The following is a 23,454-nucleotide window of genomic DNA, read 5'->3' on the forward strand; positions in this document are numbered from 1 at the left end:
TTCTTTGTAATGTCAGATTTTTGGAGTAACTTTACACTCGCAAAAACATAAAATGATATGGATATGAAACAAGAATTACAAATCCGTTGCAAAAATAATAAAAAAACGGTAAATATCAGCATCGGAAGCTCACTTTTTGAGATTTTTGATGAAATTAATCTAAAAATGGACTTCGGACCGGTCAGCGCCAAGGTTAATAACAAGGTTGAAGGCCTAAATTACAGAGTCTATCACAACAAAGACGTGGAGTTTCTCGATCTCTATTCGCCTTCGGGTTCGAGAGCATATACTCGTACATTATTTTTCATATTATGTAAGGCTGCCAACGACATCTTCCCAGGCCGGAAGATGGTGATAGACATTCCCGTGTCTAATGGCTACTATTGCGACTTGCAATCTGACGTTCCACTCTCAGAAGACGATGTGGCGCGCATAAGGGCAAGGATGCAGGAGATAATCGACGCGAAGATGCCGATACGAAGATATGAATGTACAACCGAACAGGCAGTGAAACTCTTCGAAGAGGTGGGCGACATGGCAAAGGTGAGACTGCTGAAGACCACGGGCAAACTCTATACCTTATATTATGACTTAGGTGGATACAAAGACTATTATTACGGCACGTTACTCACAAATACCGGACAGATTCATCTCTTCGACCTCGTGAAGTATTATGATGGCATGCTGTTGCGCATCCCCTCGCTGAATGATCCGTCAAAATTAGGCGAACTGGTGAGACAAGACAAACTCTTTGAGATATTCAAGGAGCATCACCATTGGCAAGACATACTCGGCGTGCGTACCATAGGCGACTTTAATAACGCCGTTGACAAGGGATATACTACTGAACTGATAAACCTTGCTGAGGCTTTGCAAGAGAAGAAGATAGCGCGTATTGCTGAGATGATTGCCGAACGTAAGAATGTGAAGATGGTGCTCATTGCCGGACCGTCGTCGAGCGGAAAGACCACGACCTGCAAGCGCCTGTCGGTACAGCTGCTTACCAATGGCATAAAGCCTGTGGGTATCTCGCTCGATGACTATTTCGTCGATCGCGAGTTGACACCAAAAGACTCTTCAGGTGAATATGACTATGAACATGTGGAGGCTCTCAACATCAAACTTCTCAACGAACAGATGAATGCCCTCATGGCAGGTGAGGAAGTGGAATTGCCAAAATATAACTTCCAGACCGGAAAGAGCGAGAAGAGCGGACGCCGACTAAAGCTCAATGGCAATGAGGTTCTCGTGGTTGAAGGCATTCATGCTCTTAACCCCATGCTGACGGCCCAGATACCCGAGGAAAACAAGTTCCGCGTGTATGCCTCTGCGCTGACCACTATCCTTCTCGACGACCACAACTATGTGCCAACTACAGACAACCGTCTGTTGCGTCGCATCATACGTGACTATAAGTATCGTGGAGTGTCGGCACAGGACACTATCCGCCGATGGCCTTCGGTGAGGGCTGGCGAGAACAAATGGATCTTCCCTTTCCAGGAGAATGCCGACGTGATGTTCAATACTGCCATGCTTTTTGAACTCGGTGTGATAAAAAGCCAAGCGGTGCCATTGCTCGAACTTGTGCCTGAAGATTGTGAGGAATATAGCGAGGCTTATCGCTTGTTGAAATTCCTTAAATATATCAGACCGATACCCAACATACAGGTACCGCCAACTTCGCTCTTAAGAGAGTTCCTCGGCGGTAGCTCGTTTAAATATTAGGTTGCGGAGAGCAAACTCCTTGGCTCCCTTAGAAAAACTTCGCGGTGATATCGTCGAAGATAGACTGCAGTTCCTCAACTGTCGTGGCACGTAGCATGGCAATGCGCGTGTCGCGGAAGTTGGGGATGCCTTTGAATATTGGTGAGGCGGCGAGATGTCGGCGGGTGTGGAGGATGCCGCGATATTCGTCGATGCGCTCCACGTTGATATGCAGTTGCTCTTTCAGCACTTCCAACTTCCAGTGGTTGTCCATCATTGGGTCGGCTTCGCGTCTTTCGAGATAGTCGTTTATCTCCTTGAATATCCATGGTCGGCCGAAGGTGGCTCTGCCAATCATCACGGCGTCAACACCATATTCGTCAAAGGCATGTTCTACATCCTCGGGTGAACAGATGTCGCCGTTGCCGATGACCGGAATGGTGATGCGCGGATTGCGTTTCACGGCAGCTATGGGATTCCAGTCAGCCTCTCCGGTGTACATCTGCGAGCGTGTGCGCCCGTGGATGGTCAGTGCTGCTATTCCGCAGTCCTGCAACTGTTCGGCAAGGTCTTCGATGATGATGTTGTCGGCTGTCCAGCCGAGACGAGTCTTGACCGTCACAGGTATGTTGACTGCCTTTACCACCTCGCGTGTGATGTCGAGGAGTAGGGGAATGTTTTGAAGCATACCAGCTCCAGCGCCCTTTCCTGCCACTTTCTTTACAGGACATCCGAAATTGATGTCAATGATGTCTGGTTTAGCTTCTTCCACTATCTTTGCTGCCTCCACCATCGATGCCGCGTCGCGTCCATAGATCTGTATGCCTACGGGTCGTTCTATATCGCTGATAACAAGCTTGTTAAGAGTTGACTTTACCGATCTCACCAGTGCTTCCGCACTGACAAATTCAGTATAGACCATTGATGCTCCAAACCGTTTGCAAAGCAGTCGGAAGCCTATATCCGTCACGTCCTCCATAGGGGCGAGGAATACTGGCCGCGGGCCAAATTCGATGTTTCCAATTTTCATTTCTTGCTTGTTTTTATTGTTCAGCTCGTTACTCCTACGCTATTTTTTTCAATACCCTTTACCTACAAGGTGATAGGAGCCTCCGGCTAACTGGCTAATACAACCATTCATCTCAAGGTCAAAGAGCAGTTGGCTGAGTTTTGAGATGTCGTATCCAGTCTTTATGATGAGTATGTTTTTCTGTAAGTCACCATATCGCTCCAGCGCATCGATAATGACGCGTTGCTCGTCAGTGATCTCAGGGAAGAGGTCTATCTCTATGCCTTTGTCTTTTTCTTTTGTCAAGGTGACGTCCATCTGCCACCCCATGTCAGTCAGAAACTGTTCGGCATCGGTGATCAGTGTGGCACGGTTGTCGCGAATCAGGTTGTTGCACCCTTCGGAATACTTGTCGGTGAAACGTCCAGGGAAGGCAAACACCTCCCGGTTGTACTCTTGCGAGATGCGTGCTGTGATGAGGCTTCCGCCACTTTTTGCCGATTCCACCACCACGCAGGCATCAGTTATCCCGGCTACTATGCGGTTGCGCTGTATGAAGTGCTGTCTCTCTATGCCAGAGTGCGACATGTATTCAGTCAGCAAGCCTCCTTGTCTCGTGATGTTTGTTGCAGCCGTGTAATGCGAGCGTGGATAGATCTCGTTTAGTCCGTGGGCAAGTACGGCAATGGTGTCAAGTCCATTGTCAAGAGCTTGCGTATGTGCATGGATGTCGATGCCATAAGCCAGTCCGCTGACGATGAGAGTGTCAGGGCATAGTCGTTTCAGGTCTGATACAAAGCTTTTTACAGCATCTATGCCTATGGCGCTGCAATGACGAGTACCCACGATACTCACAATGTGTTGTCTGTTGAGTTCGGCTGTACCTTTATAATATAGTACCACAGGAGCGTCAGGACATTCGTTCAGTCGCTGTGGATAGCGACTATCTCCATAGAACAGCGTCTCGATACCAGATTGTTGGCAGAAGATTATCTCCTTCTCAGCCAATGCCAAGGCATCGCTCCAGTCTTTGGCAATGAGCTGCTTAAGGCGAGGTGTGGTTTCGGGCAACAGTTCTTCTATATTGAAGCGTTGTTCGAAGATCGCCTTTCCGTTGCCAGCTTCCTGTATAAGGCGGAGCATGTTGTCGGGAGCAATATATCCCAACTGTGTCAGCGCCATGGTGTAAAGTTTCTCCTCGTCTGTCATTATGTGATATTGTTATTTGCTTAAGTACTTCTCGAAAGCCCTGTCATACTCGTCGCACGACGCCAAACGTCCGTTGACGAGGCATACGATGTCGATTACCCCTTGGAAGCATAGCTTCTCGTCAGAGGCACGGAAGATATCCTGTGTGAACACATATTTTATCCCGTCCTTTTTCAGTGCCAGTCGCGATATGAACTCGTCGTCGCATTGTAGAGGAGTCTTGAACTTGAGGTTCATCCTTGCTACCACGGCGTCGATGCCCTTGCGGTGCATCTCGGCAAAGCTCAGACCGCACTCTTTCAGAAACAGGTGGCGTGTATGTTCCGTATAGTGTAAGTAGTTGGCATTGTTTACGATGCCCTCGATGTCGCATTCATAGTCGCGAACCATCATCCGTGTTTCAAAAATGTATTTCATATTTAATGTATTTCTATGAGTTAATTGCCTCTTGCCTTCTTCAGCCTCTTACATCTGTTTTATTTAAGGTATTCATATCCTATTCTGCAACGCAGACAGTCTCGTCTGTCGCAATACTGTTTTTTCAGTTGTATCAGAGCTTGTGTGTCGCCCGCGTTTGCCACGTCGAGACCACATTCTCGCCACATGCGTATGATATGGTTGTCTTCGGGTTTCAGCTGTTCGAGTATGTCGAAAGCCCTGTCGCAGAGTGCCTCGTTGGAAGTGTGGCGTCCATAAGCGAAAAGTAGAGGCACAGCGGTGTTGATGAGTAGGAGATTAATCGAGAACGGCGACATTCGCTTAGTGTTATGAGCGCTCTCAGAGCCGAAGATATAGTGCGTGCCCCAGTATGGTGTGACATGTGTGGCGAGCAGTGAGCTCATCTCGCTTGCCGTCTCACACTCTACGAGTCTGCTCAGCTGGAATCGGCGCTCGTAGTATAGATTGGCGAGTTGCGAGATACGTATGAAGGGGAAGTTCTGTGGTCGCAGTCTCAGGAATCTCCACATCTTGTAGTCCATGGGCGTGAGCGAGAACTTATGCGCTAAGTAGCGATATTCGTTTGCCATCTTCGTGAAATAGGGGTCAGCCAATGCCGCCTGCTGATATCTTGGAGGGATGGCATTGATGTCGAGCAGTCCGGCCTGTCCCATAAACATTGCCTCAATCTGAAAGAGGTCGTCGCGATGATGAGCCACATTGTTGAGGTGGAGGTTGAGAGCCCATTGTTCGAAGGCGTCGCCGTTGATGCCAAAGCCGTAATTGCGTGCAAGGGTGACGAAGAGCGCGTCTTCCCACGACCCTCCCAGCTTCTCCGCTCTCAGTCTTATGGCTTCTGTCTTGTCTTCGAGCCGTTCGGTTTGCAATGACGACATCCACGAGTGTATCATCAGTTTCGTGAGCTTTGGCACAATCTTGTAGCAAGGCGGATAGCTGTCGGTAGCCATCAGCGAGCGGTAGTTGTCGGTCACTTGTTGTGGAACGGAGAGCTGCAGTTGCGGAATGTATTCCCCCTTAGAGTTAAGCACGTCGGCGTCGATGGTTGAGGCTACGTGAAGTATCACATTGTCGTATGCCGCATCCTTGTCGTGCCCATGGGTGTACCAGTCGCGCGAGCGGTTGTGTATCTCCACGTTACCCACCCATGTCTGCCCGTCGATTTTCACTTTTGCATTGAAAAAGTCGGGACCGGCATTGCGGTTGTGAAGTCCGGGATCGACTATTTCCACCAGTCTGTCGTCAGAGGTGAAAAGTTCGCCCAAAGGAGTCATCTTGTGTTTCCACACATAGTGTAATAGTTGTTCCATACGCATTTTTTTCGCTCTACGGCAACAAAAGTAGTAAAAAAAGTTGGAAAAAACAATAGTTTATGCATAAAATTACGTAACTTTGCACCAAATTTATATAGAAACGTATGAAAATAGCACTGATTGGATATGGAAAGATGGGCAAGATGATAGAAGAGATAGCCCGTCAGAGAGGTCATGAAATAGTAAGCATCATCGACATCGACAACCTTCAGGACTTTGACAGCCCTGAGTTTGCTTCAGCCGATGTTGCCATTGAGTTTACAGCACCCCAGGCGGCCTATGGCAACTACTTGCGTGCCTTCAGCCACAACGTGAAAGTGGTGAGCGGTTCGACAGGTTGGATGAACGACCATAAGGCTGACGTGGAGCGAATGTGCAACGAAGAGGGTAAGACGCTATTCTGGGCGTCAAACTTCTCTATAGGTGTAGCCATCTTCTCGGCTGTCAACCGCTATTTAGCAAAGATAATGAATGGTTTCCCACAGTATGATGTGGAGATGGAAGAGGTGCATCATGTTCACAAGCTCGATGCTCCGAGCGGGACTGCCATCACCTTGGCTGAGGAGATAGTGGAAGTCATAGACCGTAAGAAAGACTGGACAAAGGGCGTGTTGCATGCTCCCGACGGAACAGTCAGCGGAAGTGCCGATGCTGCAGCCGACCTGTTGCGCATCGACTCGATACGTCGCGACGAGGTGCCTGGCATACACGCAATAAAGTATGACAGCGAGGCAGACTGCATCACCATAACTCACGACGCCCACTCGCGTAGGGGTTTTGCCCTTGGTGCCGTCCTTGCAGCCGAATACACCAAAGACCACGAAGGTTTGCTCACTATCAGCGACATGTTTAAGTTCTAATATTTTTAGCAAAAGAGTGGTGAAAGGTTAAAGGTGGTTAAGCTAAGAGCCCGGCTTGTAGCAAAACACACTCTTGTATTGTCCAAACGTAAAAAAACACGATGGAAGATTTATCAAAAAAACAACTTAACATGAAAGTGCAGTGGGCAAAGTTTGCCTGTGTGCTCGTCCTCTACATAGCTTTTCTCCTATGGGTGAAGAGCTGGTTGGGTATTATCGTCATACCTTTTATATATGATGTATATATAACGAAAAAGATAAAGTGGCAATGGTGGAAGGATGCCGATCGCCCCGTGAAGTTTATCATGTCGTGGGTCGATGCCTTGGTGTTTGCCCTCGTGGCAGTCTATTTCATCAATCTCTTCTTTTTCCAAAACTATGTAATACCATCGAGCTCGTTAGAGAAGTCGCTGCTCACGGGCGATTACCTCTTTGTCAGCAAGGTAAGCTACGGACCACGCATCCCCGAGACACCGCTGACGATGCCTCTCACCCAACACACTCTGCCAGTGGTGGATTGCAAGTCGTATATAGAGTGGCCACACTGGGACTATCGCCGTGTGAAAGGCCTTGGTAAGGTGAAGGTCAACGATATAGTGGTGTTTAACTATCCTGCAGGCGACACCCTCTGTGCTGCACCGCAATACCAGAGTTTCGACTATTACGGCATGTGCTATAGCATAGGCTATCAGCTCTATCCTCAGCGCCCTAATCCCGACTCGCTCTCGGCTGCCGACAGGATAAGGTATTTCAACACCATATACGAAGCCGGACGACAGGAACTTCGACGCAACGCTGCGGAGTATGGTGAGATTATCACACGCCCCACTGACAGACGCGAGAATTACGTCAAGCGATGTGTAGGTCTGCCCGGTCAGACCCTTCAGATAAAAAACCGCATAGTATATCTTGACGGGAAAGCCAACAAAGAGCCTGACAACGTGCAATATACATACTATGTGAAGCTGCATCAGCGCATACCAGAAGAGATGCTTAAAGACCTCGGAATCTCTACCGAAGACCTTCTTAGTCTCAATTCGACTGGCTATATGCCTCTCACCAAACGCGCTGTGGCAACGCTGCTGCAGAGCAATATTGCCGAGAGCATAGAGCTCAACACCGACGCTTCTGACACCGATGTATATCCGCTCAACGGAAATATGCACTGGACGCGCGACAACTACGGACCTATCTGGATTCCTGCCAAGGGCAAGAGCATCAGTCTCACGCTCGACAATATTGCCATCTACGAGCGTCCGATAAAGGTGTATGAGAACAACGACCTCGAGATACGCGAAGGAAAGATATACATCAACGGAAAGGAAGCAAAGAGCTACACATTCAAGATGGACTACTACTGGATGATGGGCGACAACCGCCATAACTCCGCTGACTCGCGCTATTGGGGATTTGTGCCAGAAGACCATATCGTCGGTAAGCCGATATTCATCTGGTGGTCGAGCGACCCTGACCGTGGAGGCTTTTCTGGCATAAGGTGGAACCGACTATTCCGTTTTGTAGATAATATACGATGAGTAACAAGAGTTGAAAAAGACCGTAATAGCCATCCTGCTGGCAGTAGTAGCCCTCTTGGCTTTCAGGTCGTTGGTAATGACCATCTACACCATTGAGGGTGCCGCTCTCGAGCCTTTGTTCGAGAGTGGCGACCGAATTTTGGTCAATCGCTGGAGCTACGGCCTGCGAACGGGTAGCATTGAAGGTCTTTTCGGCTATGGACGCATAGGCAGTCAGATGCCGTCGAGGGGCGACATTATTGCCTTTGACGATCCCTCAGGCAGTGGCGAAGGTGTCTTCTTGGGACGCGTGACCTCATTGCCTGGCGACACCGTCACCACACGTCAGGGCACGTACCTCGTGCCAGGAGAGGTGACTTGCGCCAATCAAAACTATTACATGGTTGACATGGGAAAAGACGGTCTCATGCCTGTCACCATCCCCGAGACATGTATCATAGGCAGAGTAATACTCATAGTGTATAATCACGACGACAAATATCCCGTAATGTCAGGCTATGCACCTAAACGCTGGTGTCTGCTGCCATGATTCGTCGTCCCGACCTCAAATACAAGTCTTTCAGTCACTCTAATAACAGATGCATCTACTCAGTACAACATATTTCGGTCCAGTACAATGGTATCAGAAGCTGAACGCCGGCCACACTGTATATATCGAAGCCTGTGAGACTTACGCCAAGCAGACTTTCCGCAACAGGTGTGTCATCGCCACTGCCAACGGCACGCAAGCCCTCACGGTGCCCGTAGAACGGCCAGCCGACATAGAACTCAATAGATGTCCGATACGCGACTTGCGTATCAGCGACCACGGCCGATGGCGACAGCTGCACTGGAACGCACTGCAGAGCGCATATAGCGAGTCGCCCTTCTTCGAGTATTATGCCGATGACCTTCGTCCGTTTTTTGAACGTCGTTACGACTATCTCTTCGATTATAATATGGCGATAATAGAGACGATGTGCGAGTTGCTCGACGTGCGTCCCGACATACGTCTTACTCGTGATTACGTGCCGTCAGCCTTTCTGCATCCGGGCACCATAGACTATCGCGAAGCCATCACGCCGAAGCATCCTGCCGACGACCCTGACTTTACGCCAAGACCATACTATCAGGTGTTTGCCTCACGCACAGGCTTCATCCCTAACATCAGCATCCTCGATCTCTTGTTCAACATGGGACCCGAAGGTGTCTTCTGGCTATAACGACACGTCCAAAATAATACCGATTATTATGAGCAAAGAAAAGATAATTGACTTAAGCCTAAGATTTACACAGATAGCCCATGAACATACCGACTATATCGATGGCGACGTGCTCTTGAGCGACAGACTCAACCATGCGTCGATGCCTACCAGTCCGCGACGCATGACATTTATCCTTGTGGCATTGTGTACACAGGGCGAATGTACGTTTACGGTAGATACCCAGCCATTGAAAATACATAAGAACGATCTGGTTGTAATATCTGACCGGCACGTGGTTGACAATTTCCAGTCGAGCGATGACTGTGACGGCTTGCTGATGATCGTATCAGTGAATTTCTTTTATGAAGTGGTGAGCAATGTGAGCGACGTGTCGATGCTCTTCCGTTTCTCGCGCAACCATCCCGTGGTGTCGCTTACCGACGGCGAAGTAGAGCTTTTCCGCAGCTATTTCTTTATGCTAAAAGACAAGATGCGTGCCACTGAGCATAAGTTCCGGCGCGACATTGTGCGGACACTTATCCTTGCCATGTATTACGATCTGAGCAACGTCATTGCCCGTCTCAACGAGGCTGACATCAAGAAGATGACCCGCGCCGACGAGATATTCACCAACTTTATTCGTCTCGTAGAACTTCATTATAAGCATGAACGTAGGGTGGGATGGTATGCAGAGATGCTGACTATCACGCCGAAATATCTCTCGGAAACGGTGAAGGGCGTCAGCGGACGCACGCCAAACGAATGGATCGACAGCTACGTGACGTTAGAAGTGCGTGTGCTGTTGAAGACATCGTCGAAGTCGATAAAGGAAATAGCCGACGAGCTTCATTTCCCCAACCAGTCGTTTCTCGGAAAGTTTTTCCGCGAGCATGTCGGCATGACACCAACGGCCTACAGAAGACAGTCTTAACCGTGTAAGCCTTCTTTCAGTATCTCCTCAGCAGCTTCCTCAAGAGCTTCATACCATTCTGTTCCGAAGCGACGGGTAAGCGGTTCCTTCAGGAATTTATACACAGGCAAGTCGAGTTCCTTGCCCTTCTTCACCGCGTCTTTACACACGTCCCAACGATGGTAGTTAAGGCCAATGAGACCATTCTTCAGTCTCACCTCTCTGATGGGATATAGCGCACAGCTGATAGGCTTGCAAAAGTCAGCCTTGCCTGCACGGTATGCTTTTTCGAGGGCACAGAAGCAGCACCCGTTCTCATGACAAGTGAAGACACAGTCTTTGCCACCTACAATACTCGTCACGAGGTCGCCCTCTTGGTCGGTGTAAGCCACACCTTGCTTGTCAATCACTGTCTGTGCCGAGGCATTAAGGTCGTCCCACACCACATCGAGCGACTCTTCAATGGCAGCCACCTCGTCGAGCGTGACAGGAGCACCGGCATCGCCTTCCACGCAACACTCGCCCTTGCAAGCGTCGAGGTCGCAGCAAAACCGTTCGGTAAGTATCTCTGTCGTCAACAGAACATTGTCTATCTGGAAAAACATAATGAATCTTTCTTTTTTCTTCTTCTTTCACTTCCTTCTATCTTCTTTTCCTCCTGTCACTTCTACCATATTATCTCGTCTTCACCATGCTCTTTCAGATAAGCGTTGGCGCGTGAGAAATGGTGATTGCCAAACCATCCTCCATGGTTGGCCGAGAGAGGCGACGGATGAACCGACTGAAGCACCAGATGGCGAGAAGAGTCAATCAGCTTTGCCTTACTGCGTGCATATCCTCCCCATAGGATGAAGACCAGGTGGTCGCGATGAGCGTCAAGGGCTTTGATGACAGCGTCGGTAAACTTCTCCCAACCTCTACGTTGGTGACTTGCCGCCTGATGAGCCCTTACCGTGAGGGTGGCGTTAAGCAGCAGTACACCTTGTTCTGCCCAGCGTGTGAGGTTGCCTGACATGGGCATTGGCGTGCCGAGGTCGTTGCTAATCTCCTTAAAGATATTTATCAGCGATGGAGGAAACGGAATGCCGTCGTTGACCGAAAAGCTCAGTCCGTGAGCCTGTCCTGGCTCGTGATATGGGTCCTGCCCTATTATCACCACCTTCACCTTGTCGAACGGGCAAAGGTTGAAGGCGTTGAAAATCAAATGTCCGGGAGGATAACACTCGCCCTGGCTATATTCACGACGGACGAAGTCAGTGAGTTCGACAAAATACTGTTTGTCAAACTCTTCATACATGTGCCGTCGCCATGATTCTTCTATCTTTACGTTCATTTGTCTTTTTCTCAATTTTGCCGCAAAGTTAGTGCTTTTTGAAGACAATACAAAATAATTATGTAGATTTTTGTTTTTTTGTTTTGTTATTTCCGAAACTTACATTACCTTTGCAAGGTATTTATCCCATAACATCAGTCATTATGAAGAATTATAAAACAATAATAGCCATTTTCGTATTTGCCGCTACCCTCTTGTCGGCAGCATCTTGCACAAACGATTATTTCAATCAGGAGCGTTATGAAGAGATAATCGAAAGCACATTCCCGGTCTCTAACGTAGATAAATACCACGACTGGAATCTTATGCAGAGCATGTATGTAAGTGCCGACCTCACCGCATCGGGCAGTGACCCGTATTGCGTCGATGTTTTTGACAAAAGCCCAAAGACTGGTGGCGCTACAAAGGTGGCATCAGGAACGATATCGGGCAAGGGTGTGTTTAAGTTTACCATGCCCATCGACAAGGTGCCGACACAGCTCTATGCCATAGCCTACAACCAGAACGAGTGTGTAGTTGACGGAATGATGCCGGTGACGTCAAACTCCATCACGGTGAAGTCTGTAGCTGGAAAGCTGTATTCCTTGCCTTCATATCCGAATATCTCCAACGCCGAATACACTTATCTCTTTGAGGAAACCTTCCCCCAGTGTGGCGATTTTGACTTCAACGACGTCGTTATGGGAGTGAGCATGGAGAAGAACCCAAAGGCGATAAATGGTGTGGCAAACTATCTCGACGTCACTATACGTTTGCGTGCCGTAGGTGCTTCGCAGCCCATAGCGGCATGTATGCATCTCAATGGCATCACTGCCGATGATGTCGAGCCGGAATTCTCAATGCCTCAGAAAGAATGGGACTTCTATCGGTATGCCATCGACTTCCTTGTTGACCCTGAAGGGAAACTCCAGGAAGCGAGAGGCGGCGACGTGCGTATCGACCTGTTCAACGATGCCCACTTTGCCATGAGCGGAGGAGCACTGGACGAGACGGGAACCATGGTGCCCCGTGTGTATATGAACACCAAGACCGACACTATTGCCAAAGACTGGATTACAATGAGCGAGAAAGTATCTACATATCGCATCACGTTTACCAATGAGGGTGCTTACAACGACTTTACGTTTGCCGACCTCGACATCTTCGTTATCTCGTCATACAACGCTTCGTACTACGAGATCCATACCTCGCCGTTCTTCGGAAAGCGCGTGGTGAAAGACTATCCTGCCACCATCTACGGCTATCCTTGGGCTCTCGTCGTTCCCGACGGCAATTTCAAATACCCCGTCGAAGGTGTGCCTATCGGCCGATATTCCACTGATCTAAGTTATTATGAGGGCGCCTACCAGCGTGGACAGTATTCTTTTGGTGCATGGGCGCGCAATCATAGCAACAAAGACGCTCAGGTATGGTATCATTATCCAGCAAAGAATCTCGTTTACGAATGACGTAACACATCTTTAATGCTTCCTCTTTATTGCGTCTTTTACGATCGCCCGTTGTCGTGAAATCACGACAGTGTTTGGAACGACCGTACCATAGCTTGTGTCACGACTGTACCATAGCCTTGTGTCACGACTGTACCACAGCTGTGGAACGACCGTGTCACACGAGCATTCAGTTGGCCACTGAATACCCCACTGAAACATCTCCTTAGTTAGGGAAAAATATTTCTGTACTCGGCTGCGGCTAACTTCATTGAATATCGGCTACTTTAAAGTAGTACGGATTATCATTTTTTAAGTGCAGCCTCAGCAATTGGGGCTGCACCTTATAAATTTTAGTAGTTCATCCCCACAATCCATAGGGGCAGTTTCTTGCCTACGGGATATTCCATATCATCAGCAAGGATATATGAGTCGGGAATATCGGCAATTTGATCGAATGATTTCTTGTTGCCACCCACTTCCAGTATCACTTTCCCGTCAATTCTGAAGTCACCCTCATTCTTGGAATACTCCACGGTGTGATTTACACTCAGTTGGTTAACCACAAAACATTCCCTTATCGTACCTGTTACAAGGCGACTCGACAAAGCATAAAGCATATTGGTGTTGTGTATGAATATCTTGTCGGGTTTCTGCATCTTTGTCACCGATTTGTTGTCGGAATAAACAAGATGCAGCAATTCTGCCCGCTGCATGGCATTCATATAATTCACTACCGTATTCTTGTTTATTTCAAGATAAGAAGCGAGTTTTGATATGTTCACCTCATAAGGCAGATTATCAGCGAGAAAAAGCAACATTGCCTTCAGCTTTCGCGTGAATGCAGGGTCAACTCCGCAGAATGTGGTAATTTCCTGGTCGATGATAAAATTAGCCACATTCTCTATTCTGCTGTAATATTCCATTTCCACACCATCATAGAAAGGATAATACCCAACCCTAAGATATTCTTCGAACATTTTCACTGGTCGGCATTTTACATTTACCTCAGCACATATATTATCGGCATTGCCGAGTATCTCTTCAAGTGAATATTTGGGTAATTGTATCCCTTTGTAAAAATGAAGGAATTCCCTGAAAGACAGCCCCTCCATAGTATATGACAATACCCTGCGCGAGAGGTCGGCATCAGCGTTTAGTATCTGAATAAGCGACGAACCGGTGAAAGTGATTCTCAATTGTGGATATAGGTCTATTATTTCCTTTATCTCAATGCTCCACTTGGGATATTTATGTACTTCATCCAGAAAAAGATGCTCGCCTCCCATTAACACAAATCGCTCTGCAAGTTCCAAAAGCGTGTGTGTAGTGAAATACATACTGTCAACAACGCAATACAGAGCCTTTCCAGCCGTTGTGCCGTAAGTCTTGCGGATATACTGGCGCATAAGGGTTGTCTTGCCCACTCCACGCGCCCCTTTTATGGCTACTAGTTGGCGTTCCCAATTTATATCATTTATTATTTCCCTTATGATATCCATCTTCACTTGGGAAATAAACATTTGGTGCTTTCTGAACAGTGTTTCCATATATGCCTATGTTATATATTCTTTTGGCTGCAAAAGTATAGAAACTTACCGAGATAACCAAAAATAATCCAAAAAAGCTTATTGAAATAAGCGATTTTTAACCAAAACCGCTTATTCTAATAAGCAATATATGTTCAATCCATCCCACTTTATATGACTCCGCTTATATAATCATTGTGTTTTCCTGATATAATAGAAAGGTGCAGCCTCGGCAATCGGGGCTGCACCTTAATTATATATACTTATATTGTTTTGAATAAGTCTTCCATAGTGATAACCTTTTGTATGTTGCCTGAGTATTCATTAAAAAGTAGTCCGAATGTTGTCACGAGAGTTAGGTGGAGGGTCTTGCGGCATTTCGTCTCTTCCCTGAATACGCTCATCTTATGCCTAAGCTGCTTGTCGTAAGATGAAGTGATGGTGTATTCATCCTCAGAGAACTTCATCTCGCAGATGTTAATGATGTTGTCAGCCCTGTCAATCAGCATGTCAATCTGTGCTCCCTCATTCTTTTGCTTGCTCGACCATGGTGATGACTCTGTATGTACACCACTAATACCCAAGGCATGCTTTATCTGGCGGATGTGATAGAAACAAAGAGTTTCAAAAGAGAAACCGCGCCATGCTGTGAGTTGGTGCGACTTGATGTTTGCTTGCCAAAAGTTCTCGTCACTTGTCTTGCTTCCCTCAACAAATGAGAGATAGAACATGCTGAAGCGAATGCATCAAACCATGTCTTGGGAATCTCGTTTAATTTACTGCCATATTGAACAAGACTACCGTAAAAAGCCCTGAGCTGTTGGTCAACAATCTTTTCTGCAGATAATTCAAACGGAGACAATCCCGTATGACAAAAGGCAAATTGCTTCTCAAACATTTGTCTGACGAGATACGTCTTGCCAACTCGCCTTCTTCCATATATAACTGCAAATATCGGTCTGTCAGAGTGATACAGCTCTTCCAATTCTTTCCGCTCTCTTTCTCTTCCAATTAATTTGTTTGCCATAAATTACGTGTTATTTTGCTGCAAAGGTATAATAAATACCATTTCGCGCAAAATAATATCACGCTATTTTGCGCGAGTTAACCAAAATTAGCCATTTCGCGCAAAGTTACCTCGATATTGGGTCAAGCCTCAGCTATCGGGGCTGCACCTTAATTTATTATACTCAACTTTCGCTTCTAACAATCTCCCTTACTTCCGAAACTTAAACTTGTCAACTATAGCTTATTCATTCTGATAGCTCGTTGGCTTTCGACTTCCAATAGAAGCCTGCTTCGCTATAACTCTACACTCTACATTAATTGAAGATAAACGATTTGTTTTCAGATAGTTACAGAATGTAGAGTGCCTCCTGACCCTACATTCACTCTACATTCGCCCTACATTATTGCTTTTTCGGCGCTTTTTCGGCTTGATGTAGGGTGAATGTAGAGTGAATGTAGAGCTGAGAGGCACCCTACATCCGCTAACCTGTTGATTGTCAGTACGAAATTGCCAAATGATGTAGAGTGTAGGGTTGTAGCGGAGCTGGCTTATATACGAGCGAACAGAAACTTCAATAAGCCAACAAGCAAGATGACTTCGGCCACTCTGTCACAGTTATGACAGTCGGCTGCCACAGTTATGACAGGCAACTGTCGTAAGGTGACAGTCAGCAAAACAGAAGGTTATAATGAGAGGTTTGAAAGGTTATATTGAAGCGATTGTACAATAGACATTGCGGTATCAAACAATGTCTTTTAGTGTTTTCAAACATCAAATTTCTGCAAATATTAGTGTTTCCAAACATTAAATTAGGATAATATTTGGTGTTTTCAAACATTATCAGTAACTTTGCCCATGTAACAATATAACATCAAGTGAAATATGAAAGAAGAAAGGATTGAAGAATTATTGAGAGTGTTCAACAGAAGATTGCTTGCAACTCCCACAGATTTCCACACTTATGTTTGCTCTTACTCCACATGCCGACATTGGAAATGTGCGGGAAACGTTTTTCATGAACCAACTATCACAGTCTCACGAACTGTGCTACCCCAAGACTGGTGATTTTATGGTTGATGGCAAATATCTATTTGAAATAGGCGGCAAGGGTAAAGGTTTTACCCAAATCAAAGACATTCCCGATAGTTATCTTGCTGTTGACGATACAGAAATAGGACGTGGAGCAAGAATTCCGCTATGGTTGTTTGGGATGTTGTATTAATATACAAATAAGGTGCAGCCTCGGCAATCGGGGCTGCACCTTATAAATTTTTTGTAGTTCATCCCCACAATCCACAGAGGCAGTTTCTTGCGTCTTTGCCATTCTTCATTATTGCACATTTATCTGTTAGGAATAGGCTTTATATGTAGAAAAGTAGTGTGAATTATCATTTTTTAATTATCATTTTTTGGTAATGATGATAAAATGCTGTATCTTTGCGCCAAAAACATAGGTATTATATGACAGATAACCCTTTTGTGACAAGTGGATATGCGGGACCAGAATACTTCTGCGACCGAGTAGAAGAAACGCAAACATTGATGGACTTGCTCACCAATGGCAACAATGTTGCACTTATTTCGCCTCGTCGTCTTGGCAAAACCGACTTGATACATCATTGCTTCAACCAATTGGAAATGCTTGATGACTATTATACATTCATCATTGATATCTATGCCACTGACTCCGTGAGCGATTTCGTTAATGTTCTTGGAAAATCCATCCTTGACTCTCTCAAACCCAAAGGAAGAAAAGCATGGGAAGTGTTTCTAAACGCATTGCGTTCTGTAAGGTCAGAAATAACATTCGACATAAACAATAATCCCGTATGGGGTATTGGAGTGGGCGCAACCGAATCACCATCTGTAACTCTTGACGAGATATTTGAGTATCTTGGCAATGCAGACCGCCACTGCTTTGTGGCAATTGACGAGTTCCAGCAAATCACACGCTATAAGGACAATAAGAACATCGAGGCCATGTTGCGCACGTATATTCAGCGATGTCCCAATGCCACATTTGTATTTTCCGGTTCCCAGCGTCATCTGATGGGAGAGATGTTTGTGTCCCCATCCCGCCCTTTCTATCAGTCAACAACGATATTCAATCTCCATGCCATCCCGCTCGACAAATACACGGAATTTGCAGAAAGGCAGTTCGCAATTAACGGGAACAGGAAAATATCTCGCGACGTGGTTGAGGCTATATACAATCAATTTAATGGTGTGACTTCTTATCTACAGAAGATTATGAATATTCTTTATATGAAGACATCACCTGGAGCTACATGTCATTATGAGATGATTGAGTCTGCAATACAAAGTTATCTCCAGCTATCGTCCGATACATACGAGGCATTATTGTGCCAAATGCCTGAGAAGCAACGTAATGTATTTTTAGCCATTGCTTCGGAGCGTAGGGCAAAAGCCATTTCCAGTGCCGCATTTGTGAAGAAGTACAACCTTCCATCTGCCAGTTCTGTAGTATCTGCCATAAAGGGACTTGTTGAAAAGGATTTCGTCACCCACGAAAAGAATGAATACTACGTCTATGACCTTTTCTTCCAGCTATGGATAGAGAAATGTTATTGGAGGTAAATTATTGTCTTTTGTTTGTGTGTGCACTTTAGCTCTCGCGCACGTATATATTATATAATAGGTATAGGGCTCGTTTTTGCTACCACGCGAGGAAAAAAGAAATACCACGTGAGGAAAAAAGAAATAGCACGCGAGGAAGCCGTTTTTTCACTGCAGCCGATTAGTTTGACGTTTATCATTTGGACTGGGAATAAAGTCATGTATTTCTGGCGATAAAAGGAAAAGCAAATATAATGTATGAATATGCAAAATGAGCGGCAAAGAGTGTGCAGAAAAAGTATAAGTAATTGCACCAGAATGCTTAAAAACAGACGTTTTTTATAGCGAAATGACTCGAATGTGATAATTTTAAGTACAAAAAACGAAATTTTCAGTTAATTTTCTTTGTAATTAGAGTTTTTTGGTATAAATTTGCACCGAATTTGAAATTTAATTTTTATAAAAGAGAGAGATTTTTATGGAAAAAAGAATCAAAATGCTTTTTGCCGCTCTGTTCCTTTGCGTGGGAATGGCAGTGGCACAGACGCAGGTTAAGGGTACTGTCATCTCCGACGAGGACGGACAGCCAGTAATCGGTGCGACTGTTAAAGTGGTGGGTACCAATGCGGGTACCGTAACTGACTTGAACGGTAAGTTCAGCATCACTTGCCCAAAAGGCAAGAACACCCTCAGTGTTTCATACGTAGGTATGGAACCTATTGAGGTAAGTGCACGCGCCAACATGCGCATCATCCTTAAGAGTGATGCCGAAAAGCTCGACGAAATCATCGTTGTTGCTTATGGTACATCAAAAAAGTCTGCTTTTACAGGTTCTGCAGCAGAAATCAAAACGACAGACATTACTAACCATGTTAGCTCAACAGGTACAAGTGCTCTTGTAGGTAAGGTAGCTGGTATTCAGGCAACCACATCTTCAGGCGAGCCTGGTTCTGCCCCGACTATCCGTATTCGTGGTATCGGTTCGCTGAGCGCAAGCTCTGCACCTCTTTATATTGTAGATGGTGCACCTTATGAGGCTGGAATTGCCAACATCAACCCTCAGGATATCGAGTCAATCTCTGTGTTGAAGGATGCCTCGGCAAGTGCCATCTATGGTGCACGTGGTGCCAATGGTGTTGTCATCATCACAACCAAGAAGGCAAAGGCCGGACAGGATGCACAGATTACCTTTGACGCTAAATGGGGTTCTAACTCACGCCTTGTTCCGCAGTATGATGTAATCGACGATCCTGCTCAGTACTACGAGACACAATATCGTGCGATGTTCAACTCTAAGTACTACAATGGTTCGACAATGGAGGAGGCATACGCATTTGCCAACGCCAACCTCTTCAATGGGGCTAACGGTGGTCTTGGTTACAACATCTATACTGTGCCTGAAGGAGAGAATCTCATCGGTACCAACTTCAAGCTCAACCCCAACGCAAAGATGGGATATAGCGATGGCGAATATTACTATACAGCCGATAACTGGTATGACGAGACATTCCACAACTCATTCCGTCAGGAGTATAACCTCTCTGTATCAGGAAGTTCCGACCGTCTGCGCTATTTTGCCAGCGTTGGTTATCTGAACGATGGTGGTATCGTAAACAACTCAGACTACAGCCGTTATACAGGTCGTACAAACGTGGAGTATCAGGCTAAGCCATGGATTAAGTTCACAACCAACCTCGGATTTACTCACACCGACAGCCAGAAGGCTGCCATTTCAGACGACTGGGGAAGCTCGGGCAACGTGTTCTACATCTGTAATATGATGGCTCCTATCTATCCTCTTTATGTACGTAATGCCGACGGAACAATCAAGACCGACAACGGTCGCATTGTATATGACTCCAACCAGACCAACCAGAAGCGTCCTACAGTTGTTGGTAATGCTGTTCGTGACAACGAATACAACCAGAACAAGATCTACCAGGATGTGTTCACAGGTCAGTGGGCTGCCGTTCTGACTCCCATCGACGGTCTTAACCTTACTGCAAACTTCAGTGTTTCTAACATCACCAACCGCCGCAGTAACCTTCAGAGCACATTCGGTGGAGGTTCTTCTGTTGACGGTGCAGTGGGTATAACATCCAACCGCTATTTCACTACCAACCAGCAGTATCTTGCCAACTATGCCAAGGCATTCGGCAAGCATGACATTGCAATCCTCGCTGGTTATGAGCAGTATAACTACAAGGAGCAGTCTCACTATGGATACAACGACCACCTCTACAACCCGTTTGTGGGTGAGTTGTCAAATGCAGCCGGTACTTCTCAGAAGTCATTGTCCTCATATACTGATGATTATATGACAGAGGGTTTCCTCGGTCGTGTACAGTATGACTATGATGACAAGTATTTCGCAACTGTATCTTATCGTCGTGACGCATCTTCAGTGTTTGCTCCAGGCAAGCGTTGGGGTAACTTCGGTTCATTCGGTGTTGCTTGGCAGATGAACAAGGAGAAGTTCCTTGAGAATGTGAAGTGGATTGACCAGTTGAAGCTCAAGGTGAGCTATGGTCTTACAGGTAATGACAACCTCTCAAGTATCTCATACTATCGTCACGCTTATGCTGACATGTATTCAGCTACGTACAACGAGGACACCAAGTCATATGGTGTGACTATGGTTCAGATGGGTAATCCAGACCTTACATGGGAGAAGATCAAGTCTTGGAACTTCGGTATTGACTTTGAATTGTTCAAGAGCCGTTTGTCGGGTACTATTGAGTACTATACCCGCAACTCTTCTGACATGCTCTATTTCAAGGATCTTCCTCTTTCATCAGGTTCGGTAGTAAGCTCTTATCCAGTGAACGTTGGTTCTATGCGCAACCAGGGTATTGAGTTGACATTGAACGGAACTATCATCCGCAGTCGTGACATCAACTGGGACGTAAACTTCAACGTAACACACAACAAGAACAAGATTACAGAGCTCGATCCCTCAATCGCAGAGGACGGAATGAAGTATGCTACCCGTATCATAAAGGTGGGCGGTACTGTTTATCAGGCATATCTCTACAAGTATGCCGGAGTTGACAAGACCGACGGTAAGGCTACTTGGTACAAGGATACATTTATCGGCAAGGATGGTAAGGAGGTAGCTTCTGTCAAGGATGCCAACTACGACCACACTGAGACTACAACCACTAAGGACATCACAAAGGCCACTAAGTATGACTGTGGCACAACACTTCCTGATTTCTACGGTGGTTTCGGCACAACATTCAATGCCTACGGATTTGACTTGGCTGCACAGTTCTCATTCCAGCTTGGAGGTAAGATCTACGACGGTACATACCAGACGTTGATGCACAATGGTCAGAGCCAGGGTAATGCCATGCACAAGGATCTTCTCAACGCATGGAGCCCAGAGAACCCCAACAGCGACATCCCACGTCTGAGCACTGCTGCTGCTGATGACCCAGGAGTTAAGTCACAGTCACCTCAGGATCGCTTCCTCATAAGCTCTAACTATCTGTGTCTGAACAACCTGACACTTGGATACACACTGCCCAAGAGTATTATCTCTCCTCTGCAGCTTACCAACGTACGTATATATGTATCAGGCGAGAACCTCTTCCTGCTCACCAAGCGCAAGGGTCTTGACCCACGTTACAACTATGGTATCGGTGGTATGACTTCTGGTTCAGGTATGGCTTCTAGTAGCTATAGTGGTACACGTGCCATCACAGCAGGAATCAGCGTTAATTTCTAATTGGTTAACATCGCAAAAATACAGAAATGAATATGAAGATATATAAGATTTCAACAATGGTGCTCGGAGGACTGATGCTTGCATCTTGCTCCGACATCGACGAACAGATATATAGTGGCGGTGCCTTCAGTAAGGAACAGTCGCAGGATATCGTCAATGCCATTCCTACTCGTGTAGAGGCTACCTTTAATGGTTTGTTCACCTTTATGGGTAATCCTGCACAGAACTATGGAACCCGTTTCTCAAGTGCCCGTGCCGACGATTTCGGTTTTATTATGATGGCATTGTCACAGGATTTCGAGGGTGCCGACATGATTGGTGCCGACAACGGATATAACTGGTTCTCTGCAGCTTGTGAATACTCATCACGTACTCCCAGCTACGCCAACCCTTACATCCGCTATGTGACTCCTTACACTCTCATTGGTATGGTGAAAGAGATTCTTGCCACTATACCCGAGGATACCGAGGATGCAAGCCTCATCAACATGAAGGCTCAGGCAAAGACTCTCAGGGCATACAGCTATCTGTCGTTGGCTCCTTATTTCCAGGGCAGCTATGAGACAAGCAAGGACAAGCCTTGCGTGCCTGTGCTTAGCGACTCTGTTGACGTTATAAACAACCCGCGCGCCACTGTTGAGCAAGTTTATAATGTAATAGTTGAAGACCTCACATGGGCTATCGACCATCTCGACGAGACACGTTCTTCCAAGGCATACGTGAATGCCAATGTTGCTTACGGTCTGCGTGCCCGCGCTTATCTCGCAATGGGTAAGGGTGCCGAGGCTGCAGCTGATGCCGAGAAGGCTATGCAGGGATATGAGCCTGCATCTATCGCAGAGGTTAGCGTTCCTACATTCTGTGATATGGAAGAGCACAACTGGATTTGGGCTATCGACATTACCGACGACCAGGCCAACTACTACGGATATGCCACTGCTCCATCATGGCTTTCTGCATTCTGTGGTGATGGCTATGGAGCTGCCTGCGGTACTACTGCAATGATCAATAAGCTTCTGTGGGATAAGATTCCTGCAACTGACGTTCGCAAGGGATGGTGGATTGACGAGAACCTCCATTCTCCCAACTGGGCTGACCTCACATGGGGTACTGCCAAAGGCGACGAGATTGCAAACCTAGTATTGGACGATGGTTCAAAGGTTGAACTTCCTCCTTATACAAACATTAAGTTCGGCATGAAGTCGGGCGTTGGTTCTACTTTGAACAACAACGACTGGCCCTTGATGCGTGTTGAGGAGATGATTCTTATCCAGGCCGAGGGTTATGCCATCAGCGGCAACGAGGCTAAGGCAAAGGAAATCCTCACAAACTTTGTGAAGACATATCGTGACCCCAGCTACACTATTCCTTCTGGACGCACACTTCGCGACGAGATTTGGTTCCAGCGTCGTGTAGAGCTTTGGGGTGAAGGTTTCGCTGTCAGCGACGCCCGCCGTCTTAACAAGCCTATCGTTCGTTTCCATGGTCCTAACACCACCAACTATGCAGATGCATTCCAGTTTAATATCGCCGCTGACGATGGTTGGTTGAACATGCGCTTCCCACAGTCGGAGATGGATAACAATCGGGCAATCGTAGATAACGAAGAAGGTTCGCTGCCTGTATCAGGTCAGAATCCTAATCTGCGCGATGGTGTAACCGACTAATT

The 23,454-nt window shown here is 46.5% G+C and carries 19 protein-coding genes and 1 pseudogene; 11 read left to right on the forward strand and 9 right to left on the reverse strand.

The annotated features are described in order from the left end of the window. Positions 1–63: 63 nt before the first annotated feature. Positions 64–1,725 carry a nucleoside kinase gene (locus tag CIK99_RS04535; RefSeq protein ID WP_094380521.1) on the forward strand — a complete coding sequence of 554 codons (1,662 nt, stop codon included), beginning with the start codon at positions 64–66 and terminating at the stop codon, positions 1,723–1,725. Positions 1,726–1,753: 28 nt separating this feature from the next. On the opposite strand, the gene dusB is transcribed toward CIK99_RS04535, so the two are convergent. From dusB to CIK99_RS04555, 4 genes are read right to left on the reverse strand one after another with little or no spacing between them, the layout of a single operon-like run. Next, positions 1,754–2,734: a tRNA dihydrouridine synthase DusB gene (gene dusB, locus CIK99_RS04540; protein WP_094380219.1), complete on the reverse strand. Its 981-nt coding sequence runs from the start codon at positions 2,732–2,734 to the stop codon at positions 1,754–1,756. Between the two features lie 48 nt (positions 2,735–2,782). Then, positions 2,783–3,922 (reverse strand): DNA-processing protein DprA, encoded by a 1,140-nt coding sequence (gene dprA, locus CIK99_RS04545; RefSeq protein ID WP_094380221.1) that lies wholly within the window; start codon positions 3,920–3,922, stop codon positions 2,783–2,785. Positions 3,923–3,934: 12 nt separating this feature from the next. Further along, the gene (locus CIK99_RS04550) at positions 3,935–4,339 is read right to left on the reverse strand and encodes a thioesterase family protein (RefSeq protein ID WP_094380223.1); all 405 of its coding nucleotides are present in this window, start codon (positions 4,337–4,339) and stop codon (positions 3,935–3,937) included. A gap of 59 nt (positions 4,340–4,398) precedes the next feature. Further along, positions 4,399–5,688: a DUF2851 family protein gene (locus tag CIK99_RS04555; RefSeq protein ID WP_094380225.1), complete on the reverse strand. Its 1,290-nt coding sequence runs from the start codon at positions 5,686–5,688 to the stop codon at positions 4,399–4,401. 107 nt (positions 5,689–5,795) lie between these two features. On the opposite strand from CIK99_RS04555, the gene dapB reads away from it, so the two are divergent. The 5 genes from dapB to CIK99_RS04580 all read left to right on the forward strand — a co-directional run bounded on the left by dapB (position 5,796) and on the right by CIK99_RS04580 (position 10,201). Next, a complete protein-coding gene (gene dapB / locus CIK99_RS04560) occupies positions 5,796–6,551 on the forward strand; it encodes a 4-hydroxy-tetrahydrodipicolinate reductase (RefSeq protein ID WP_094380227.1) in 756 nt (251 codons plus the stop codon). Between the two features lie 101 nt (positions 6,552–6,652). Continuing rightward, a complete protein-coding gene (gene lepB / locus CIK99_RS04565; RefSeq protein ID WP_094380229.1) occupies positions 6,653–8,086 on the forward strand; it encodes a signal peptidase I in 1,434 nt (477 codons plus the stop codon). A 10-nt stretch (positions 8,087–8,096) separates the two neighbouring features. Continuing rightward, positions 8,097–8,615, forward strand: a complete 519-nt coding sequence (gene lepB / locus CIK99_RS04570) for a signal peptidase I (RefSeq protein WP_094380232.1) — start codon at positions 8,097–8,099, stop codon at positions 8,613–8,615. Between the two features lie 49 nt (positions 8,616–8,664). Beyond that, on the forward strand, positions 8,665–9,288 hold the full coding sequence (locus CIK99_RS04575) for a WbqC family protein (protein WP_094380234.1): 624 nt from the start codon (positions 8,665–8,667) through the stop codon (positions 9,286–9,288). A gap of 28 nt (positions 9,289–9,316) precedes the next feature. Then, positions 9,317–10,201: a helix-turn-helix domain-containing protein gene (locus CIK99_RS04580; RefSeq protein WP_094380236.1), complete on the forward strand. Its 885-nt coding sequence runs from the start codon at positions 9,317–9,319 to the stop codon at positions 10,199–10,201. On the opposite strand, the gene CIK99_RS04585 is transcribed toward CIK99_RS04580, so the two are convergent. Then, a complete protein-coding gene (locus CIK99_RS04585) occupies positions 10,198–10,785 on the reverse strand; it encodes a DUF3109 family protein (RefSeq protein ID WP_094380238.1) in 588 nt (195 codons plus the stop codon). The genes CIK99_RS04580 and CIK99_RS04585 overlap by 4 nt on opposite strands. Positions 10,786–10,847: 62 nt before the next feature. Beyond that, positions 10,848–11,513 carry a uracil-DNA glycosylase gene (gene ung / locus CIK99_RS04590; protein WP_094380240.1) on the reverse strand — a complete coding sequence of 222 codons (666 nt, stop codon included), beginning with the start codon at positions 11,511–11,513 and terminating at the stop codon, positions 10,848–10,850. A 143-nt stretch (positions 11,514–11,656) separates the two neighbouring features. Between ung and CIK99_RS04595 the strand changes: the two genes are divergently transcribed. Next, complete coding sequence (locus CIK99_RS04595) at positions 11,657–12,961, forward strand: LruC domain-containing protein (RefSeq protein ID WP_094380242.1); 1,305 nt, start codon at positions 11,657–11,659, stop codon at positions 12,959–12,961. A 332-nt stretch (positions 12,962–13,293) separates the two neighbouring features. On the opposite strand, the gene CIK99_RS04600 is transcribed toward CIK99_RS04595, so the two are convergent. From CIK99_RS04600 to CIK99_RS16020, 3 genes and pseudogenes are all read right to left on the reverse strand, one after another. Then, complete coding sequence (locus tag CIK99_RS04600) at positions 13,294–14,490, reverse strand: ATP-binding protein (protein ID WP_094380244.1); 1,197 nt, start codon at positions 14,488–14,490, stop codon at positions 13,294–13,296. A gap of 242 nt (positions 14,491–14,732) precedes the next feature. Continuing rightward, positions 14,733–15,200: a hypothetical protein gene (locus CIK99_RS04605; protein WP_094380246.1), complete on the reverse strand. Its 468-nt coding sequence runs from the start codon at positions 15,198–15,200 to the stop codon at positions 14,733–14,735. Positions 15,201–15,334: 134 nt separating this feature from the next. Beyond that, positions 15,335–15,496, reverse strand: a pseudogene (locus tag CIK99_RS16020) (ATP-binding protein); the annotation flags it as partial. Positions 15,497–16,493: 997 nt separating this feature from the next. On the opposite strand from CIK99_RS16020, the gene CIK99_RS04610 reads away from it, so the two are divergent. The 4 genes from CIK99_RS04610 to CIK99_RS04625 all read left to right on the forward strand — a co-directional run bounded on the left by CIK99_RS04610 (position 16,494) and on the right by CIK99_RS04625 (position 23,452). After that, positions 16,494–16,700 carry a hypothetical protein gene (locus CIK99_RS04610; RefSeq protein WP_144007902.1) on the forward strand — a complete coding sequence of 69 codons (207 nt, stop codon included), beginning with the start codon at positions 16,494–16,496 and terminating at the stop codon, positions 16,698–16,700. 239 nt (positions 16,701–16,939) lie between these two features. Then, positions 16,940–18,076 (forward strand): ATP-binding protein, encoded by a 1,137-nt coding sequence (locus CIK99_RS04615; protein ID WP_094380250.1) that lies wholly within the window; start codon positions 16,940–16,942, stop codon positions 18,074–18,076. 457 nt (positions 18,077–18,533) lie between these two features. Further along, complete coding sequence (locus CIK99_RS04620) at positions 18,534–21,785, forward strand: TonB-dependent receptor (RefSeq protein WP_094380252.1); 3,252 nt, start codon at positions 18,534–18,536, stop codon at positions 21,783–21,785. A gap of 32 nt (positions 21,786–21,817) precedes the next feature. Further along, on the forward strand, positions 21,818–23,452 hold the full coding sequence (locus CIK99_RS04625) for a RagB/SusD family nutrient uptake outer membrane protein (RefSeq protein ID WP_094380523.1): 1,635 nt from the start codon (positions 21,818–21,820) through the stop codon (positions 23,450–23,452). Positions 23,453–23,454: the final 2 nt, after the last annotated feature.

Origin of the sequence: Prevotella sp. P5-92 (genome assembly GCF_002251245.1) — a bacterium.
Classification (GTDB): Bacteria; Bacteroidota; Bacteroidia; order Bacteroidales; family Bacteroidaceae; genus Prevotella.

Coding starts and splice junctions, on each gene's coding strand:
- CIK99_RS04535 (WP_094380521.1), top strand. CDS start 64: ATGAAACAAGAATTACAAATCCGTTGCAAAAATAATAAAAAAACGGTA.
- dusB (WP_094380219.1), bottom strand. CDS start 2,734: ATGAAAATTGGAAACATCGAATTTGGCCCGCGGCCAGTATTCCTCGCC.
- dprA (WP_094380221.1), bottom strand. CDS start 3,922: ATGACAGACGAGGAGAAACTTTACACCATGGCGCTGACACAGTTGGGA.
- CIK99_RS04550 (WP_094380223.1), bottom strand. CDS start 4,339: ATGAAATACATTTTTGAAACACGGATGATGGTTCGCGACTATGAATGC.
- CIK99_RS04555 (WP_094380225.1), bottom strand. CDS start 5,688: ATGGAACAACTATTACACTATGTGTGGAAACACAAGATGACTCCTTTG.
- dapB (WP_094380227.1), top strand. CDS start 5,796: ATGAAAATAGCACTGATTGGATATGGAAAGATGGGCAAGATGATAGAA.
- lepB (WP_094380229.1), top strand. CDS start 6,653: ATGGAAGATTTATCAAAAAAACAACTTAACATGAAAGTGCAGTGGGCA.
- CIK99_RS04575 (WP_094380234.1), top strand. CDS start 8,665: ATGCATCTACTCAGTACAACATATTTCGGTCCAGTACAATGGTATCAG.
- CIK99_RS04580 (WP_094380236.1), top strand. CDS start 9,317: ATGAGCAAAGAAAAGATAATTGACTTAAGCCTAAGATTTACACAGATA.
- CIK99_RS04585 (WP_094380238.1), bottom strand. CDS start 10,785: ATGTTTTTCCAGATAGACAATGTTCTGTTGACGACAGAGATACTTACC.
- ung (WP_094380240.1), bottom strand. CDS start 11,513: ATGAACGTAAAGATAGAAGAATCATGGCGACGGCACATGTATGAAGAG.
- CIK99_RS04595 (WP_094380242.1), top strand. CDS start 11,657: ATGAAGAATTATAAAACAATAATAGCCATTTTCGTATTTGCCGCTACC.
- CIK99_RS04600 (WP_094380244.1), bottom strand. CDS start 14,490: ATGGAAACACTGTTCAGAAAGCACCAAATGTTTATTTCCCAAGTGAAG.
- CIK99_RS04605 (WP_094380246.1), bottom strand. CDS start 15,200: ATGTTCTATCTCTCATTTGTTGAGGGAAGCAAGACAAGTGACGAGAAC.
- CIK99_RS04610 (WP_144007902.1), top strand. CDS start 16,494: ATGAACCAACTATCACAGTCTCACGAACTGTGCTACCCCAAGACTGGT.
- CIK99_RS04615 (WP_094380250.1), top strand. CDS start 16,940: ATGACAGATAACCCTTTTGTGACAAGTGGATATGCGGGACCAGAATAC.
- CIK99_RS04620 (WP_094380252.1), top strand. CDS start 18,534: ATGGAAAAAAGAATCAAAATGCTTTTTGCCGCTCTGTTCCTTTGCGTG.
- CIK99_RS04625 (WP_094380523.1), top strand. CDS start 21,818: ATGAAGATATATAAGATTTCAACAATGGTGCTCGGAGGACTGATGCTT.